The sequence below is a fragment of the Desulforapulum autotrophicum HRM2 genome, assembly GCF_000020365.1.
GTDB classification, from domain to species: domain Bacteria; phylum Desulfobacterota; class Desulfobacteria; order Desulfobacterales; family Desulfobacteraceae; genus Desulforapulum; species Desulforapulum autotrophicum.
In genome coordinates this window covers 4248448-4265680 of the sequence record NC_012108.1, presented here as the reverse complement: position 1 = coordinate 4265680, position 17233 = coordinate 4248448, and the positions used below count along the sequence as shown (strand labels likewise).

General features: G+C 51.9%; 14 protein-coding genes. All 14 read right to left on the bottom strand.

What is annotated here, in order from left to right:
• Positions 1–2 precede the first annotated feature (2 nt).
• The 14 genes from HRM2_RS18735 to HRM2_RS18670 all read right to left on the bottom strand — a co-directional run bounded on the left by HRM2_RS18735 (position 3) and on the right by HRM2_RS18670 (position 16867).
• Positions 3–2612: an acyl-CoA reductase gene (locus HRM2_RS18735; RefSeq protein ID WP_015905601.1), complete on the bottom strand. Its 2610-nt coding sequence runs from the start codon at positions 2610–2612 to the stop codon at positions 3–5.
• A 3-nt stretch (positions 2613–2615) separates the two neighbouring features.
• Positions 2616–3755, bottom strand: a complete 1140-nt coding sequence (locus tag HRM2_RS18730) for a LuxE/PaaK family acyltransferase (RefSeq protein WP_015905600.1) — start codon at positions 3753–3755, stop codon at positions 2616–2618.
• Between the two features lie 2 nt (positions 3756–3757).
• Positions 3758–5284, bottom strand: coding sequence for a GNAT family N-acetyltransferase (locus HRM2_RS18725; RefSeq protein ID WP_015905599.1), 1527 nt, complete (start codon positions 5282–5284; stop codon positions 3758–3760).
• 26 nt (positions 5285–5310) lie between these two features.
• A complete protein-coding gene (locus HRM2_RS18720; RefSeq protein ID WP_187149281.1) occupies positions 5311–6393 on the bottom strand; it encodes a GNAT family N-acetyltransferase in 1083 nt (360 codons plus the stop codon).
• Positions 6390–7469, bottom strand: a complete 1080-nt coding sequence (locus tag HRM2_RS18715; RefSeq protein WP_015905597.1) for a hypothetical protein — start codon at positions 7467–7469, stop codon at positions 6390–6392. The genes HRM2_RS18720 and HRM2_RS18715 overlap by 4 nt, the downstream gene beginning before the upstream one ends.
• Positions 7470–7488: 19 nt before the next feature.
• Entirely contained in the window at positions 7489–8850 is a 1362-nt protein-coding gene (locus tag HRM2_RS18710) for an MATE family efflux transporter (RefSeq protein WP_015905596.1), read from the bottom strand.
• Positions 8840–9970, bottom strand: coding sequence for a histidinol-phosphate transaminase (gene hisC, locus HRM2_RS18705; protein ID WP_041273373.1), 1131 nt, complete (start codon positions 9968–9970; stop codon positions 8840–8842). The genes HRM2_RS18710 and hisC overlap by 11 nt, the downstream gene beginning before the upstream one ends.
• Positions 9963–11252, bottom strand: coding sequence for a hypothetical protein (locus HRM2_RS26695; protein ID WP_015905594.1), 1290 nt, complete (start codon positions 11250–11252; stop codon positions 9963–9965). The genes hisC and HRM2_RS26695 overlap by 8 nt, the downstream gene beginning before the upstream one ends.
• A gap of 308 nt (positions 11253–11560) precedes the next feature.
• Complete coding sequence (locus HRM2_RS18695) at positions 11561–11800, bottom strand: hypothetical protein (protein WP_015905593.1); 240 nt, start codon at positions 11798–11800, stop codon at positions 11561–11563.
• Between the two features lie 18 nt (positions 11801–11818).
• Complete coding sequence (locus HRM2_RS18690; RefSeq protein WP_015905592.1) at positions 11819–12028, bottom strand: hypothetical protein; 210 nt, start codon at positions 12026–12028, stop codon at positions 11819–11821.
• A 3-nt stretch (positions 12029–12031) separates the two neighbouring features.
• Positions 12032–12286, bottom strand: a complete 255-nt coding sequence (locus HRM2_RS18685) for a hypothetical protein (protein WP_015905591.1) — start codon at positions 12284–12286, stop codon at positions 12032–12034.
• A 249-nt stretch (positions 12287–12535) separates the two neighbouring features.
• The gene (locus HRM2_RS18680) at positions 12536–13438 is read right to left on the bottom strand and encodes an ADP-ribosylglycohydrolase family protein (RefSeq protein ID WP_015905590.1); all 903 of its coding nucleotides are present in this window, start codon (positions 13436–13438) and stop codon (positions 12536–12538) included.
• Between the two features lies 1 nt (position 13439).
• Positions 13440–15458: a GAF domain-containing sensor histidine kinase gene (locus HRM2_RS25510; RefSeq protein WP_015905589.1), complete on the bottom strand. Its 2019-nt coding sequence runs from the start codon at positions 15456–15458 to the stop codon at positions 13440–13442.
• Positions 15455–16867, bottom strand: coding sequence for a sigma-54-dependent transcriptional regulator (locus tag HRM2_RS18670; protein WP_015905588.1), 1413 nt, complete (start codon positions 16865–16867; stop codon positions 15455–15457). Before HRM2_RS18670 ends, HRM2_RS25510 begins: the two co-directional genes overlap by 4 nt.
• Positions 16868–17233: the final 366 nt, after the last annotated feature.

The following is a 17233-nucleotide window of genomic DNA, read 5'->3' as shown; positions in this document are numbered from 1 at the left end:
AATTACGCCTGTCCCCTGAGATCTATAATGGGTCTGATTTTTCCGGTCCGTCCCACCCTGGGAATGGAGCCCGAAGCAACAACCTCGATTTCAAAGGGACATCCGAAATCAGGCAGGGATGAGAACTCAGAAGCCTCCTTTTTAAGGGTCTTCCATACATCCTTACTGAGGTTTGCTCGATCTTGCCCTTCCACGACAAGCTTTGCCTCTATACCCTTGTCGCCGTTCCACACACTCACCTGATAGACCTGTGTCAGTTCAGAAAACCGGGCAAGCGTTCTTTCAATATCTGTCATGTAAAGGTCGTTGTAGAGAAGTCTCAGGTAATAATCACTCCGACCCAGTAGACGGAATTTCGGGGTGGTCCTTCCGCAGCCACAGGGTTCAGTCACCCAGGCGGCCCTGTCTCCTATCCTGTAACGAATGATGGGATGGAGCAGGCGTGCGGTTGCGGTTGCAAAAACTTCTCCATCTTTGTCGATTTCCAGATAGGCCCAGTCTTCGGATAAATGGAATTCGTCATGTTTACAGTGTTCACACTGGGAACCCAAAGTGCCGATTTCCACGGCACCGTAGGCAAGGGATCCCACCTTTGACGCCTTAAATACCTCAGCCAGCAGTTTCCTTGAAGAGTCAGACATGGCCTCCCCTGTGTAGAATATACGGTCAAAAAATATATTCCGTTTTTCCCGGCTAACTTTTTCAGCCAATTCTACAAGGGTGCTGGTCATGCCCATAGCTATGTTGGGCTTGAGTTCTTCCAGAAGATCCAGGGTATCGTCAATGCTCTGGTTGGCGGTAATGGAAAGAATCTGGCAACCGGTCTGCTCCAGCCCTCCGTTCATTGCCAGGAAGCCTGTGTACAGGGATCCTGCCCGCATGAGATTGGCGACCCTGTCTTTGGAGGAGATGCCAAGTGTGCAAAGCCCCTGACCCAATACGCAATGGGCCTGCTTGAACTCTTCTGCTGTCCAGCAGATGTGTCTGGGAACACCGGATGTGCCTCCTGAGCTGAAGATATAGCTTGCCCCGGGGGAAGCGGTGAGCATGGCGGTATCTTTGGGCGGACAATGCTTTTCAAGATGGTTCTTTTCCAAAACCGGGAGCAGGCCAAATGCCCCAAGGCTGGTAAGGGGCAGTTTTACATCTGCATACAGTTTTTTGTAGAACGCGCTTGTCATGGCGTGGTCAACGAGCCTGTTCAGTTCGGCCAGGAGGCGTTCCTCCCGTCGTTGTCGGGTGTCGTAAAAACGGCCCAGTCGTTCCAGGGGTAGGTCTTCCCTGCTCACAAGACGCACCAGGCCCAGAATCATATACGAACCGTCGTGGGGTGCACTGCCATCCACCCCCAGGCCCATTGTTCCGGGGAGGCAGAATCGAGGCACCGCCAACGGCTCAAGTCCCCTCAATGTTTCGTCAAAAAGGGGGGCGGGTACTGCCACTCCTGCTGTGGACATGTGGTCGGACATATATCCCATGTTTCCATGGACAAGATCCAGCCAGTTGTCAATGGCGTTTACATAGATGGTGCGGTTCAGGGGAGAGGGAATAATGTCCCCACCCCTGCCAAGGATTACAGAATGGCTTTTCCCTTCCAGAAGCTGATTCTCTCCCTGGAAAGATTGCCAGAAAACCCGCTCTCTCTCCTTGCGGATATCCACGCCTTCGTCCAGGTCTATATCTTCCTGGGGCAGGGTTTCGTCCAATTGTTTAAGTCTAATATGGAGTTGTTCTGCCACTTTCCGGGCCAGTTCCTCTCCTTCGACAAAGAGATTCTGGCAGCTGGTGCAGGCCTTTTGTTCCCAGAGAGCTATGTCCAGGGAAAATCCGCTGATTGCCCTGTCAAGTTCTTGTTCATTCAGACCGGCACGGATCAGCCCCCAGCTCAGCTTGGGGCCAAAGGCCAGCAGCCTGTTTTCCGGGGCAGTAACTTTTGAGTATTCCCTTACGGCATCTTCACCCCCAAAGAGGAGGATGCCATCAAATTCACGCCCTACCAGCTCCATTATTTGTTTGTTGCTGTGGTTCCAGGAGGTCAGGGCCAGGGTCGAAGCAATTTTGCCTGGTTTGTCCTCTTCCAGGAGTGCCTCAAGGAATATAAAAGGGAAAACAGGATCCTGTCGGGAGAGTTTCAGAACATTAATATTTTTGGTGATCATTCCTGTGATCACAGAATCTATGGCTCCCAGGAAAATATTGCCCGGCGCCACGTGACAGATGGCGCCCAGGGGCAGAGCCCGACAGGACTTTCCTTGATAGGTGGTCCAGCCGTCCAGGGCTCTTCTGTCTCCAAGGCAGGAGAGCCGTTCTTCCAGCGCCTCCCGGGAGAGCAGGCCGGCCAGGGCCTCTAGTGCCTTTTCCATCATGGGAAGAGAATATCCTGTTATCCGGGGCATGATCTCCAGGATGTGATCCCGGTATCTGCCCTTTTCTGTGAGTCTTTTTCCCACCCGGGCGAGCAGGGAGAGAACATCGTCCAGAGGAACCTCTGCAAAGGCGAGAACCCTATCTTTCATGCGCTTTCCATTGAAAAAGATTTTTCCCTCTTCCAGGGAAAGGTCCTGGGAACCCTTCCTGAATTCTCCGAATATGAAATGTTTCATGTCTGCCATGTTTTATCCTTTTTCCCTTGTTGAACGAATTCTATCCAGGATTTCCTGTGCCGATATGGCACATCCCTTGTGCTTTTTGTTTCCGCCACGTCTGATGGAGGCAATGTATTCTCCTGGAATTCCACAGGGACATCCGGCCTTTACCCTGACCAGATCGGTGGACAGGACCGAACAGTTTGGCTGAGCTACATTCCAGGGAGAGATGAGCTGGAGCAACCCTTCTTTTCCATGGTCAAGCCTCTTCAGTGTCACCGGGTGCCGGACGGCAATCCTGGCAAAGGTTGGCACGTGGTGGTGGCCCTCCGGGCAGGAGCAATAGGGGATGCCGTGTTCGACCATCCCGTAAAGGTCCCTTACGTTGGTCCGGGAAAATCCCAGGCGTCGTTCAAGTTCGGCGGAAAAACTCGTCTGGGTCATGGGGGTTCCTGCATGATTTTTCCAACCGCCACCGGCTATGACAAAGCTGTCCGGATGAACCTTGGCTGTCATTCCCCTGCGATCCATTTCCTCCAGGGTCTGGAAGATAAAAGCGGGAAACCCCAGCATTCGAATGGGGCCCTTTTCAGCCAGTTCGACCAGATAACGCGCCGCCTGCTCCGGGTGGAAGTCAAAATGGCCCTTGTTTCCCTTTCGCAGCAGCCACCTGGCCTCACGAACAGGTGCACATCCCATCAACTGTTCGTCACTCCAGCTGGTTCCTATCTCCTGGGCCTCTTCCCGGGCATAGCTGAACATGAGGTAGCCTGCGGGGAGGTCTGAACAAAAGCCTGCATCCTTGAAAATCCGGGTGGAAATGGTCTGGATACGCGCCAGTCCCTGGGCATCAAAAATGGCCTGGGTTTTCTGGCCTCCAGTGCCGGAACTGGTAAGGCTCATGGCGATTTCATCCTCGGGGATGGATAAAAACCGATGGTACTTCATGGTTTCCACAAAGATGGGGGGAACATTGTAAACGTCTTCAGCCGTTTTTAAATCCTTGGGCGAAAAATTATATCTTGCAGCCAGGGCCCTTACATAGGGCTGATGTTCATATTGAAAATTATAATTCGTCTGCATGGCCTTTAAAAAAATGCTGTCATTTTCTGAAGATTCTTGAAAAGCCGGTACCTGGTCAGCGTAGCTTTGAATGTTGTCAAAACACATGTTTATTTCTCCCCAATGACTGGCATGTCGCCCTGTATGAATTCCATGATCCCCGCGGCCTGTTGGTTTGCAAGGTCAAGTGCCGTAAAGTCGATTGTAATATTGTTCAGCTTCTGGAGAATCAGTGCATCCCTGCCGGCCATCTCCCCCGGCATGTAGCCACAGAAGAAAAAACCCATATCCAGACAGCGTGTGGCAAAAGTTCCTGCTTCGGGGCATTCCACATCGAGGTAGAGGTAGACGACATCGACTTTATTCGTGATAAAACCACGGACCCGGTGCCCCAATTCGGCAAGGACATCTTCACCAAAGGTCATGATTCGGATTTCAACAAAGTTGAACTCCTCCACCTGATAATAGCGGTTTCCCTCTCCTCCTGACACCTTTGCCAGGGGAACGGTGTCGGTTTTTACAAAAATCCTTCGCCCCATGTCCGCTGCAAGTGATTCCACCATCTTTGAATACCTATCCGGGACCCAGAGTTTGAAAGGCGGCCGGCTTTGAAGCTGTTTGACCATGAGCAAAGCATTTTCTTTCTGGGCCACCTTGCCGGTAAGTGCCTTGAATTCAAGATCGGGGAAAAGGGCTGCCAGCAAAAGACCAGTGGGAACAAACCCACACCGTGCCGCGCCTTTCTGGGAAGCACTATGGCTTGTGACCGCATGGACGAAAAGCCCCTGAAGTCCCATCTGTTCAGCCTCAGCCATCACCTCGGCCATTAGTTGTCCGAGAAGTCTCCTGCCCCTGCAGACCGGATCGACAAATGCGGCGGTCAACTCGGCGATTGTCGCTCCTGGGATGGAAAAGGAGAGGCCCAGGTGCCCCAGAAGTTTTTCTTGATCATCCACAAGGACAAAAGAGTGCAGTTGCCCCGTTTGGTTCAACTCCCATATTTTTTGGGGATAATAGATAAATTCGCGGTAGGTATAACCATAGGCACGGTAGGCACACCGGGAAACCTCGATGGTTTCATCAACCAGGAGGGGGCGAACGGTAAAGGGGGGCTGGATACAGTCCTTATCCAAAGGGGTATCCCGGTGAAGATTTTCTTTGGAAAGATATCTGTCGACCTTGCCGTGGCGGAAGTATTTTGACATCCGGACAAGTTTTCCCTTTTTACCCAGGTTGAGAAATTCAACCCGGTCCATGGCCTCCTTCATCAGCCGGATCCCAAAACCGTGATTGGAATCAGGAGGGGCTTGGGAATCGTTTTCCCCAAAATATTTCATCGTGTCTGGATCAAAAGGGAGTCCTTTATCATGGATTTCGATGGTCAGATCTGCTGCACCAACATCAAATGAGATGTCAAAGACCTCCCCTTGTTCGGATTCGTAACCATGATGGATCACATTACTTACTGCCTCTTCCACCGCAAGCACCACCATGAGACTCTCTCCTTTATCACATCCATGGATATGACAAAGGGCCTCTACATAACCCTGGATGGGCTTAATATAGTCGATGCGCGTGGGTAAAGAGAGGCAGGATTTTACCCTTGGCTGGGGATGGGAATTCTGGAATAACTTCATGTTTTTCCTTTTGCTGTGGCTTTTTTTTAAAATTTTAAGGCAGTGACCATTTCTTCAGCTTTGCCCGGCCGTCCTGGTCCGGTAACGGTCCCATAATCGCTACGGAGGAAGCCCAGCATGGCTTCGGCCTCTTTGTTGTGGAGGTGCAGCCCCTCCCAGTCAGGCTCCCCGGGAAGTTTTTGCATGATTAACCCATCACTTTGAAACCAGAGGGGAAGTAATCCACCCCAGAAATAGCCCTTTTCACGCAGCAGGTCCACGGCCCGGGGACAGGCATGGTCCCCGAGGTTGAGATAAACCTGGACAAGCGATTGTTTGCCGGCCCTGGCCTCGAGATCCTGAATCACCCGGTTAAAATCATTACCGGCTTTTTTTATTGTGATCCGGGCAATTCCGGCATTGGGCAGCAGAAAATCGTCGGAATCGGTGGTTCCGGCGAGGGCTTCACCGGCCAGGTTTTTACGTTCCAGCCCCAGTTGCCCGTAAAGCCGAGTCATGAATTCAGCATAGGGCTGGGGCAGGTACACTGAAGCCCCATTGTCCTTGAAAACCTTGAACATCAGTAGCAGGGAGACATTGCGGACAACCCCTCCCTCCTTTGAGTAAACCCTGGCAGGCATGCATTCGATCTCAAGCCCTGTGGCGTGCAATCCCTGCTTGTGGGCCATGGCCTGGGATACTGGATGGTTACATACCGCTTCCACGAAAATTGCCGATACTCCCAGGGTTTCGGGCAATTTCTCAAGGATAGACTGGTTAATTTTTGCCGCCACCCGGGTGTGGCGGTAGGATTTCATCAACATGAGCTGGCCTGCCTCATACACATTCTGGTTGGGGGCGTGGCAGAACAGACCGGCCATGCCGACGATATCACCCTTGGTCGTTCTGGCCACCAGGGTATGCTGGCCGTCGGTGTGATTGCGCTGCTTTACCTGATCTGGATCATAGACATGTTCAACCGGAAAGGAATCACCGTAAATCTCATAATAAAGAAGGGAAATCCCCAGGGCATCTTCATCCCGGAACAGTGCCACAACCGCATCCTGATCCGGTTCGACCATCCTTTTTTCAGCTTTCAGGTGTTTGATCACTCGGTCAAGTTCCATCATTCTCCTTTCTGGGTGAGTAATTTGCTTTTCACAAGCTCTGCATACAGGGCCTGGGCCAGAACCCCATGGCCCTCTTGATTGAAATGGACCAGATCAAGGAAAAGCAGGTAGCGTTTGGGATGGTTCCAGATGTAGGGGGAAATTTGTAAAAAAGGCAGGCCCATGGGGATGCCGATGCGTTTGACGCACTCGTCTACAATGCCGAATTGATACTGGCTCCAGCCCTTGACCAGCCCCTCCCAGTTGGACTGGATGGCTGAAAGTTTAGCCTCATCTTCAGGTTTAACCGCTGGCCCGTAGCTTGGCGCAATATCAAAAAAGGCCACGTCGGCACCCTTTTTCCGGGCAAATTCCACCATGGAAGAAACCTTGTTTTCTTCGTAATCCAGCAGTCGCTCCCATTGAAACCCGGGGGCGGGTTTAAAGGCTTTGGACCGGTCCTCGTCCTTTGAGAACTTCCGTCTCAAAAACATGCCCAGGCAGGTTTTGTCCATCAGCTTGAGATACCAGGTTTTCTGCCTTTGCAGCTTGTGCACAAAGTCAATTGGCCATGAATCTCCCCCTTTCCAGGCCTTGCCCTTGATATAGGCAATGGAGACATCATTGGTATTGGGTCGGACGAGTACAATATCGCCTTTTTTAATGGGAAGAGACGTCACAAGTTCAGTGCTCTGGGAAATATTGTAGCCGATGACCGATGCATTCATCACCTGAAAATCGTGGCCGGAATTGTTAAGCAGCTGCTGAAGGACGTTGAACCAGGCGGCTTCTTCCCGGACCAGCTTGGGTCCAAAAAAATCAGATTCTCCCACCACCCAGATGCATCTTTGTCCGGGTAGGGGTTCCGGTGATCTCAGCCCCAGGCTGTTAATGTGCACCTGGCCCTTGCCATAGCCGGGCTTGAGCTTCCAGTGCAGGGGAGGGCCGCATTCCTGGATGAATTCATTGTAGGGGTATTCTTCAATCTGTTTACAGACATAGGGCAGGCCGTGCACTTCGTGGTAGTGTTTGCGGGCCTTGACCTCGGTTAAAACCAGTACAAGAACAATGACAATAAAAAAAACAAGATAACCCATGTTTTAATCCTTTAACGATTTATGATTTTTGGGCACTTAATGGGGCGCACGATTTGTCCGCAAGGGTGAGCAAACGGCCCAGGATAAAAATGCTGACCGTACCTGTGACCATCATGGCCAGGGCGTGGCTGACATAGGCGCCTTTGCCGCCCCAGATATACCCGAGCAAAAACGCCAGGGGCAGTCGCAAAAGCAACAGGCGGGCCACATTGATAATCAGTGTGTACCGGGGCCGTTTCAGCCCCTGGGCAAGGCCGATTACAATCAGTTCAATTGGCACCAGCCAATATCCAAGCAGGGATGCCCTGAAGGCATAGGTGGAAAGTTCAAGAACCTCGCTGCCGGGCTGGAACATGCCGATTACAAAGGGGGCATTAAACCAGAGCAGCGCACCCACGGGCAGGAGTACCCCATAGCAGGCCATAATCGAAATCCTTACCGCCTCACGAATACGATCTGAATTTCCGGCCCCAAGGTTGAACCCGGCAAAGGGGATCAGCGAACAGGAAAGGCCGTAAAGGGGTAGAATGATCATCTGTTCCATGCGGGCGGAAAGGGCCCAGGCCCCCACATAGGCAGGACCAAAGGGGGTCAGTACATAGTTCAGCCCGATTACCGATATGGGCATGATCAGAATGGCAAGGGCCACAGGCCCTCCCAGGGCCCCGATCTCCTTCCAGACCCGGGCCTCACCGGGGGTACAGAAACATTGGGGGCTGACCTTTCCCTGGTGTTTAAGGGTGAACCACATGAAAAAACCGGAAATAGCCCAACCGACCAAGGATGAGAGCGAGGCTCCGGCAATGCCCATTTTACAATAAAATATGAGAAATGGATCCAGGGCAATGTTGATAATATTGCCAAGAATCATTGCTTTCATGGGGGTTCGGGCATCGCCATGGCTTAGAAAAACACTTTCACACACCATGGCAAACCCCATGGCCGGAAAGGTCCATCCCAGCCAGAACATGAATTTTTGAACCGATTCAAGCACCCCCTGGTCCACATTAAACCCCCTGAAAATAGTTGCGTTCACCCCCGGCAGGGCAAGCAGGCAGAAAGGTGCCAGGAGAATCAGGGCAAGTGGCAGGCAAGACCGGGTGACTCTGTCGGCCTTGTCGGCGTCATTACTCCCCCGTGCATGGCTCATGAGGGAGGTTGCGCCCACGGCCACCCCCTTTGCAACGGCCATGGCAAGATAGAGCATGGGCACTGACAGGGAGAGGGCTGCCAGTTCGATTGTGCCCAGCCAGGCTACAAAAATTGTGTCCACCAGGGCGTAAAGGTTCTGGAAGAACATGGAGACCATGGCGGGTGCCCCAAGACCCAACAGCACAGTCAATACTTTTCCTTTACCCATGTTTAATGGTTTAACGCCCATGGCGTAAATCTCCTTTTAAAATATCGGTAAAGGCATTGCAGAACACTTCCATCACTGGCAGTTGGACAAGGCTGACGCGTATCCAGTTGGGGAAACGAAATCCTGTCATGGTACGCACCATAATTCCTTTTTTCATCAATTTTCGATACATGAGGGTATCGGATATGGGGACTTTCACCATGATATAATTGCCTTCATGGCTGACATAGGTAAGTTCAAGTCCGTCAAACATCTCACAGAGAAGCGCCTTTGCCTGTCCTACCATCCTGCGGGTCGCCTCAATAAAGGAACCGTCATTGATCAGGGCTGCGGTTGCTGCTTTCTGGGCCAGGGCATTGACCGAATAGACAATGTGGGTCCGCCGTATCAGTTCCACTATTTCACCCTGGGCGCACAGGTATCCGATGCGCAGGGATGCCAGGGCGTACATCTTGGAGAAGGTTCTGAAAATTACCACATTGGGATATCTGTCCATCAGGGCCATGCCGTTGGGAAAATCGTTGTTTTCCACATATTCGCTGTAGGCTTCGTCAATGACCACCATGGCCCGGTTGTTCACAGCATCCAGAAAATCTGTCATGGTGTCCTTGTCCCAATAGGTCCCTGTGGGGTTGTTGGGGTTGCAGATAAACAATATTTTGGTATGTCCGTCCATGGCATCCAGCATGGCCTGGGGATCAAACCCATTGTTCTTCAGGGGCACCAGGCGAGCTTCAAGTCCGGAAAACTCGGCCACCCACTCATAAACGGCAAAGGTTTTATCGGCAGTAATGATATTGTCCCCTCGTTCACAAAAGGCCTTGATTACCGAGGCAATTATCTCGCAGGAGCCGTTGCCCACTAAAAACTGATCCGGGGCTTTGCCAAACCGTTGAGCCAGGGATTGGCGAAGGTCAAAACAATCTCCGTTGGGATAAACAGGTACGGCTGTTGGTGCAAAGGTTTTTACAACCTGTTCCACCCCAGGGGGTGGCCCCAGGGCATTTTCGTTGTTGTTGAGCCGGTGGAGATGATCCACGCCGTACATCCGCATGAGTTCCGAGTCAGGCTTGCTCGGATAATAGGTCTCAAAGGTCTGGATATAATCGGGAACCAGGTGGGCTAAATCGATGTCACGCATGTTGAAATACCAGAATGTCGGATTTGCCGCCATAGGGCAGTACCAGCTTGGGCGTGAATCCATTGTCCATAATTGCCTGGCCCATGGCTGCCTGCCACCCATGGGCCAGATCAATGCGGATAAAGATGTTGGAAAAGTTTTCCCGGAGAAGCATTTCAACCTGGTGGGCAATACATTGGGCTGCATCTTCGCCGGTTACCATGGGAAAAAGGGTTGCTTCCCCGGCATCGGCCCTGAGCTGCACCGAAAAAACAGATCGTTCAGGCAGGCGTTCCCCCTGGCCCTCAATGATTTTTAGATCCCGCATGAGGACCTGCTGATCGTATGCGGTTTCAAGGAAGTCTGCATAGGCCCTGTGGGCCCAGACAGATGCACCCATATCCTCCTTGAGATGACGATACCAGACTCCCTGCTCAATGGTCCGGCCGTCTTTCTGAATCCGGTTCAGGTGTCCCAGTGATTCAAAATTTTTAGTAGACAGGCTGGGTGTGGCAAGTTCACTGAACAGGCCCATGGCCCGTGTCCGTGCCACGGTGTTGATCAGATGATTTGTCAGAAGTTCTCCTGCCCGGTCATCTGTGGTGAACACATAGGGTCCGGAAAAACGAATGCCCTGTTCCGAAGCTGCCTGCCAGCAGATCATCCCGGCAAGAGCCCCTGTCTGATCCATGGCAACGGCGATTTCCAGGTCCTTTTGTCTGACCATGTCTACCACCTTGCCCGGGGTGATAAACGACTGGGGCACAGCATCGGGGGCATAGAACCCCAGGGTTTTTACACAGGCGGCTTTGATCAGTTCAGGTTCCGGGTCCCTGACAATGGTCAATTCTCCCCTGGTGTTAATTGGATCCATGGTCCCAGGTGTGACAACCGGATAATCGCGGTCCTTTCGCAGGGTCAGATGCAGGGTTTCCCCTTCAAGGCCCAGGGTGAATCCATCCACGGCCCTGGACGCCACAAGCAATCCCAGGTTATCAATTTCTTCCCGAACATCTGTCTGAGTCACAAGGTTCATGGCCCACAGATCTGATGGATTGGCCTTAAAGGAAAATTCACACCGCACGTGCCACCCCCCCGGCTCAAGGCGGAAACAGATTCGGGTTCCCTTGGAAATTCGGGCCAGGTGGACCACTATTTCTTCAGCCGCGACGGCCAGCATCATGGTCTTATTGTGCTCCAGTCCAAAAACGGGCGCACCATTTTCAATGACGGACTGCACCAGGGGAACCCAGGCGATATCAGCTGGCAATGATAATGAAACAGATTGATCAATATCCTTCATATTTATCCTTCCATTGTCCATGACAAGTAATAAACCAAGACAACTACCTTTTCAGGCCGTGTGTGTCAAGCGTCTATCCCGGGTAAATTGTCAATAATGATAAATTATAAACCGGCACGGCCGGAGCGAAGTATCGGCTCTGGCCACAACGAATATAGAAACTCGACAGCAGAGGTGGGCGGGAACGGGTATTGCCCGCAGCGGATTAAACGGCAGCGGTCAGCATGGACGCTGAAGGAGCTGCCGTTTCCCTCGGAGCAGCCCAGGACGGGCTGCGAGAATGAGCGGAGGGTTATACCCGTTCCCGTCTACCGGTCCGACAAGAGTTTCATATAAAAATAAAAGGATGCTTCTGCACCCACATAACCGGCCATGAGAAGGCCCAGGGCAAAGACGCCCAGAATCACCACGAGAAGGGCCCACCGCTTTTCTTGAACTTTATTGAGAAAGTCAGATTGCGGCACCACCACACCGATCCAGAAGTCGTGGTTATCCCCATTGATGGGCTGCACCCCTGCCCAGTCGGTTTGACCCTCACAGGGGAACATAAAGGCCTTTTTTTCAATTCAAAGCTCCCGTGGCTGGCCGTTCACCCACTCCTGCCAGCGGATTTCTCCGGGCCTGTCAGGAGATGTGGTGCGTGTCATCCAGGTGTTCTCATGGCGGGTAAGCAGGTAGGATCGACCGGAGGTATTTCCGAATTTGATGGCCTCCACCTGGGGAAGGGTTTCCATCATTGGGACAAGTTTGGCGGTTATGGCGGCCGAATCTTTCATTTTTCAGATACCGGCAAGTCCCCACTTTTGAACTAACAGGGCATTGCTTTCCACGGGCTCGTAGAACTGATAAATCCTGTCCGATGTCTTGGTCAGGTTTTCCTGAATATATTCCTGGGCAATGTTGTCCCGCATGTTTGCGCCCTGGATCAGGGTGACGGTTGCAATGGCCCCGGAGGTAATTAAAATTACGGCAATCAGATCCCGCAGGAAGCGTTTCCGGGTATGGGTCAGGTTGAGCAATGTTTGTATGATCACAGGGGGTTTTTTCTCCAGGAATGATATATAGTGGCTGATCAAACACTATCTAAAAAGAGGTGATTTTAGGACGGGGGTGCCCTTTGTCAAGTTGCATTTCTGTTTGCCTATACCCCCCTCCCGGCAGTTAGATTCGTATCTCTGATTTTTGTGTTGTTTTGGCAAGAGAATCAAAAAAACGTTTTGGTTCTGCCTCGTCCAGGTTAGGGGGGTAAAATAAATTTGATTTTCAGAAAACGGTGTGGCTTTTCAGTGTATCAAACCCAGAATCTTTTCATGGGCTGTCATATCTGCCAGCCATTGTTTTGGGAGTGTATCTATTCCTTTGTAGCAGCCGAGAACAAACCCGGTAAGGATTCCCCTTGCCGATGAATCGCCTCCGGCCATGATGTTTTCAATCAAGGCCTCTTTTAAATTGTTTTCATACTTTGCAATCAGATGGATTGTTGCAGGCAGGGCACCTTCAATGGCGCACATCTGTCCCATCCTGGCAATGGCCTTACGGGTGTCCTGGGACCGGCTTTCAAGACCTGTCTGAACCAGGGCCTGGATTTTTTGGGCCTCCGGCATTTTTTCAAGGGCCCGTTCAAAGGCTTTAATGGGCTTGGCTCCATTTAAAACCATGGCCGATACCCTGGCAAACAATTCTGCGCATTCAATCGCCTGTGCTGAGTTATGGGTCATTGCCGTCTGGGCCCTGGCTGCTTTAACAAAGGCGTCAATGTCGTCACCATAACAGAGAATCAGCGGGACGATTCTCGCAGCCCCGCCAAGATCCATGGATATGGCACCTGATGTTTCAGGCTGGCTGCCTGCCTTGAAATTTGCCAGGGTCTCTTTGGAGGCCTGGTCCATATATCCGTCATAGGCGGAAAACAGGTTGCGCCATGCCTGGCTGAACCGGTTTAAATCAAAATCAAAACCCGAGCCGTGCACCAGGGATTCGAGCAATACCATCATTTGATCCCCATAGTGGGTAAATTCGCCTTTGTCCTTTGAGGTATGGTAGGGCGCAAGTTCGGGTTTTACCATGTTTTCAAGCCTGCCATACTTTGCATCAATCTCTGAAGTGTTATAGACCCAGTGGACACCCAGGGAAAGAGCGTCTGCGACAAATGCTGCCAGGATGGCATCTTTAATGTTCGGATTCATTTTAAACTCCTTTGGCTGGTTTGAATTCCTGCTGTTTTACAGGAATCTGGATCATGAAACCTGCACCCCCAAGTCGGCTCTTGTGCAGGTTAAGGGTTCCTTTGTGGTCGTTGATGATACGTTGGCAGATGCTGAGCCCGATGCCCGAACTGTTCTTGGTGGTATAAAAGGGGTCAAATATCCGTTCCCTGTGGATCTGGGAAATCCCGGGGCCTGAATCTTCCACCTGGATGACCACCTGTTGCCGGTCCAGGCACTGGGTTGTGATGGCAATGGTTTTGGTGCCGGGAGCCAGGGTCTTCATGGCCTCTGCGGCATTGGTGATCAGGTTGAGCATCACCTGTTCGATCATGGGGCTGTCAAGGCGGCACAGGGGCAGGGCAGTGCCAAGGTCGGTTTCTATTTTAACACCGCTTTTTCTCAGGGTCACGGCTGCAAGGTCAATGGCGTTCTGAACGGGTTTATTGACGTCAACAGATATGGGTTTGAGTTCTCCTGGTTTTGAAAAATCCATGACCCGTTTGATCACCGATTCGATTCGGTTGGAGGCGCTCTGGATTTTGGAGATGATTTTGCCCTCAGTTTCGGCGTTACGTTCCAGGGCGTATTTCTCCAGGGATTTGAGATAGATGTTGATGCCGGACAGGGGATTTCGGATTTCGTGGGCAATGCCTGCAGCAACGCGGCCAAGGGAGGTCATCTTGTCCTGAATCCTGAGCAGATTTTCAAGCTCCCTTGGCTTGGTCATGTCCATTACGTTGAGAAGTACGGCAGGCTTTTCCCTGAATTCGGTCATGGCTGCCCTGCAGAAGACCGAGGTGATCTTTGGTGTGCCGTCCTGGGAAAGGAGGGAGGCGATTCTAAAGTCAACGCAAAGGGTGGTAAAGTCGTACCGGGTGATGGTTTCGTGGAACAAGCGTGTTTTTTTCTTATCATCCGGGTGAACCCCTGCGTCCAGGAACAGGGTTGGGCTGTGGGAAAGAGGGCCAAAGATTTTTGTGTATTCAGGATTTTGGAATACGATTTGTTGGTCCTGGAGAATAGCGATGCCAGTAACGGCATTGTTTGTAAGGTCACGGAACCGTTGTTCGCTCCGTTCAAGGGCGATCCGTCCCCTTTTTCTCTCAATGATCTTGCCCATTCTTAACGAGATGGAGCCCAGGAGTTTTTCCTCTTCTTTTAGAAAGGTCAATTCTGGGCCCTGGCCGGCAGGGGATGGGTAGCATACGGTCAGCACTCCCACCGCCTTGCCATCGACAAAAATCGGGTTTTCAACCATGGGGTTATCCCTGGTGAAATTGGGGGTGGTGAATCGCTGGTGGGTGTCGTTGAGAACCAGGGCTGCTGCCGCAAGGTCTGGGCGGTCCATGGAGGCCGGGATCAGGTCAACCCCCCGTTGCAGGATGGTTTCAAGGTCCGTATCGGGCTGCTCCGTGATTCTTGCAAAATTGTGGAAGTATTCAAGTTCAAGGCTGCGTTTTAAAAGGGCAGTGGCGGTTGTGCGGTGAAGAGCCTCCTGGTTCATTCGGTTAAGGCATGCCGCAATGTTTTCACCGACCTCCACGAGAAACGCCACCTCTGTGTTCACGGCAATCACTTCGCTGGGGAGGGTGACAAAGAGAATCCCGTAGAACTCACCTTTAAAAAGAAGGGGGATGACAAGGGATGCCCACCCCGGGCAGATCGGGCAGACTGGGCAGCTGGAGCATGTCGGTTCGTCCCGGATAAGTGTCAAAGGCGTGCCATGGGTTGCCACACCCCGGATGCAGGCCGGTTGCGGCAGGGTCATAAATAATCCCTGGGCGTAAAGGGGGCCGGTTGATGTTCCCCATGCGGTTTCTTGAATGTCCGCTTTTTCCGCTGTCCAGATAAACACCCCATCGTACAGGCGGGCATTTTTCAGTCGTTCTGCCACATTTTTGAGCAGCGGTTCAAGCCGGCTCTCCTTGATCAGCAGGCGGCTGATCGCCTTGAAGGTGTCTGGAATAGATGTCTGGGATTTACCACGACAGAGGTTCAACTACCATCTCCCTGATTATTATCCTCTCCCTGATCCGTGTCCATGCATTTTTTTCGATGGTAGCGAAAGGTGTGGTGGTTAATATTGAGAAGCTTTGCCGCCTGGCTTTCGTTGCCGTTGGTGAGGGTCAAGGATTCTTTGATATAAAATTTATCCATCTCCTGGCGTAAAAGGGGCAGGTCAATGCCGTCGGTGGTAAGGGGGGCAAACATGGTGTCGGCGTTGGAACCGTTGGATGGTTTTTCCGAGAACCCGAGGTCCCCGGGGGTGAGGGTGGTTCCCTTTGCCACAAGCACACCCCTTTCCATGATGTTTTTAAGTTCCCGGACGTTGCCGGTCCAGTGGTGGGTCATTATGGCTTGCAGGGCCTGTTCTGAAAAAGTGGTTACTTTTTTGGAAAATTTTCGGTTGAATTGTTCAAGGAAAAAGGTGGCAAGGGAAAGGATGTCCGAGCGCCGTTCGTTGAGTGAGGGAATCTCAAGCTTGATTACTCCGATGCGAAAGAAGAGATCCCGCCTGAAGGTTTCGGCCTGGATCATCTGTTCGAGGTCCTTGTTGGTGGCGGAAACGATTCTGGCCTGGACGTGGTGTTTCCGGGTGCCGCCTATTCTGTAAAATTCTCCGGTTTCAAGGAACCGCAAAAGCGCTGCCTGGGCTTTAAGGCTCAGATCTCCAATCTCATCCAGGAACAGGGTGCCCCTGTGGGCATCCTCAATGAGTCCCCGTTTGCCGTTGGGGTTTGCTCCTGAAAAGGCACCCCGTTCGTATCCGAAGATTTCGCTCTCGATCAGGTCCCTGGGAATGGCCGCACAGTTCACCGTGACAAAATTACTCCGGAAGTTTGGGCTCCGATGGTGAACGGCGCTTGCAATCAGCTCTTTGCCCGTGCCGGTCTCGCCGAGGATGAGGATGGGCGTATCCGGACTTTTGGCCACCGTATCCACAAAGGTCAGCATCTCCTGGATCACCTCGCTCTCCCCGATAAAGCAGGGTAGATTCTCCTGGATGAGCTGTTCCTGGAGGCCTTTGACCTCCTTTTTGAGGCTGACCGTTTCAAGGGCATTGGCGATGACGATTTCAAGGGCGTCCATATGCAGGGGTTTTACAAGATAGTCGTAGGCCCCGGATTTCATGGCCGTTATGACGGTGGTAATCTCTTCAAAGGCCGTGATCATGATCACGGGAATGCCTGGATGGGTCCCCTTAATTTGTTGCAGCACTTCAATGCCCGAGATGTCTGGAAGACCGATGTCAAGGAGGATCAGATCCGGCGGGTTTTTTGGGATAACGGCAAGGGCCTCCTGGCCTGTTTCAAAGGTTTGAAGGGTGTAGGTGGATTCCAGGGCAAAGGCAAGGCTGTCCCTGATGGTTTCTTCATCGTCTATGATAAACAGGGTATGGGCATCCATGGGGTATCAATACCCCTTTCAACTTTCAAAATCAATTATTTAATGGGGCAGGGCAGGAAAGGGTGGTCCTGTCAGTTTCCTTTACACTTTGTAAACAGCAAACAGGGTGGTCGGTTTGAAGTCTGTGCCCCCGGGCATGCAAACCTCTGATTCCATGCCCGTGGCCCAGGCGATTTAAAGTCTACGTCCCTTGGCATGGATCTTGTTATGATAATAGATATCTAACCGGGGAAGGGTGAAAATTTTCTCCCCGTGACTAACTATCCGGCATGGCCGGAGTATGGTATCTGCTTCGGCCTCAATGAATTTTGAAACACCTTCATTGACAATGCTTTGACGAGTGTTTCATATAAAAAAATACAGGGG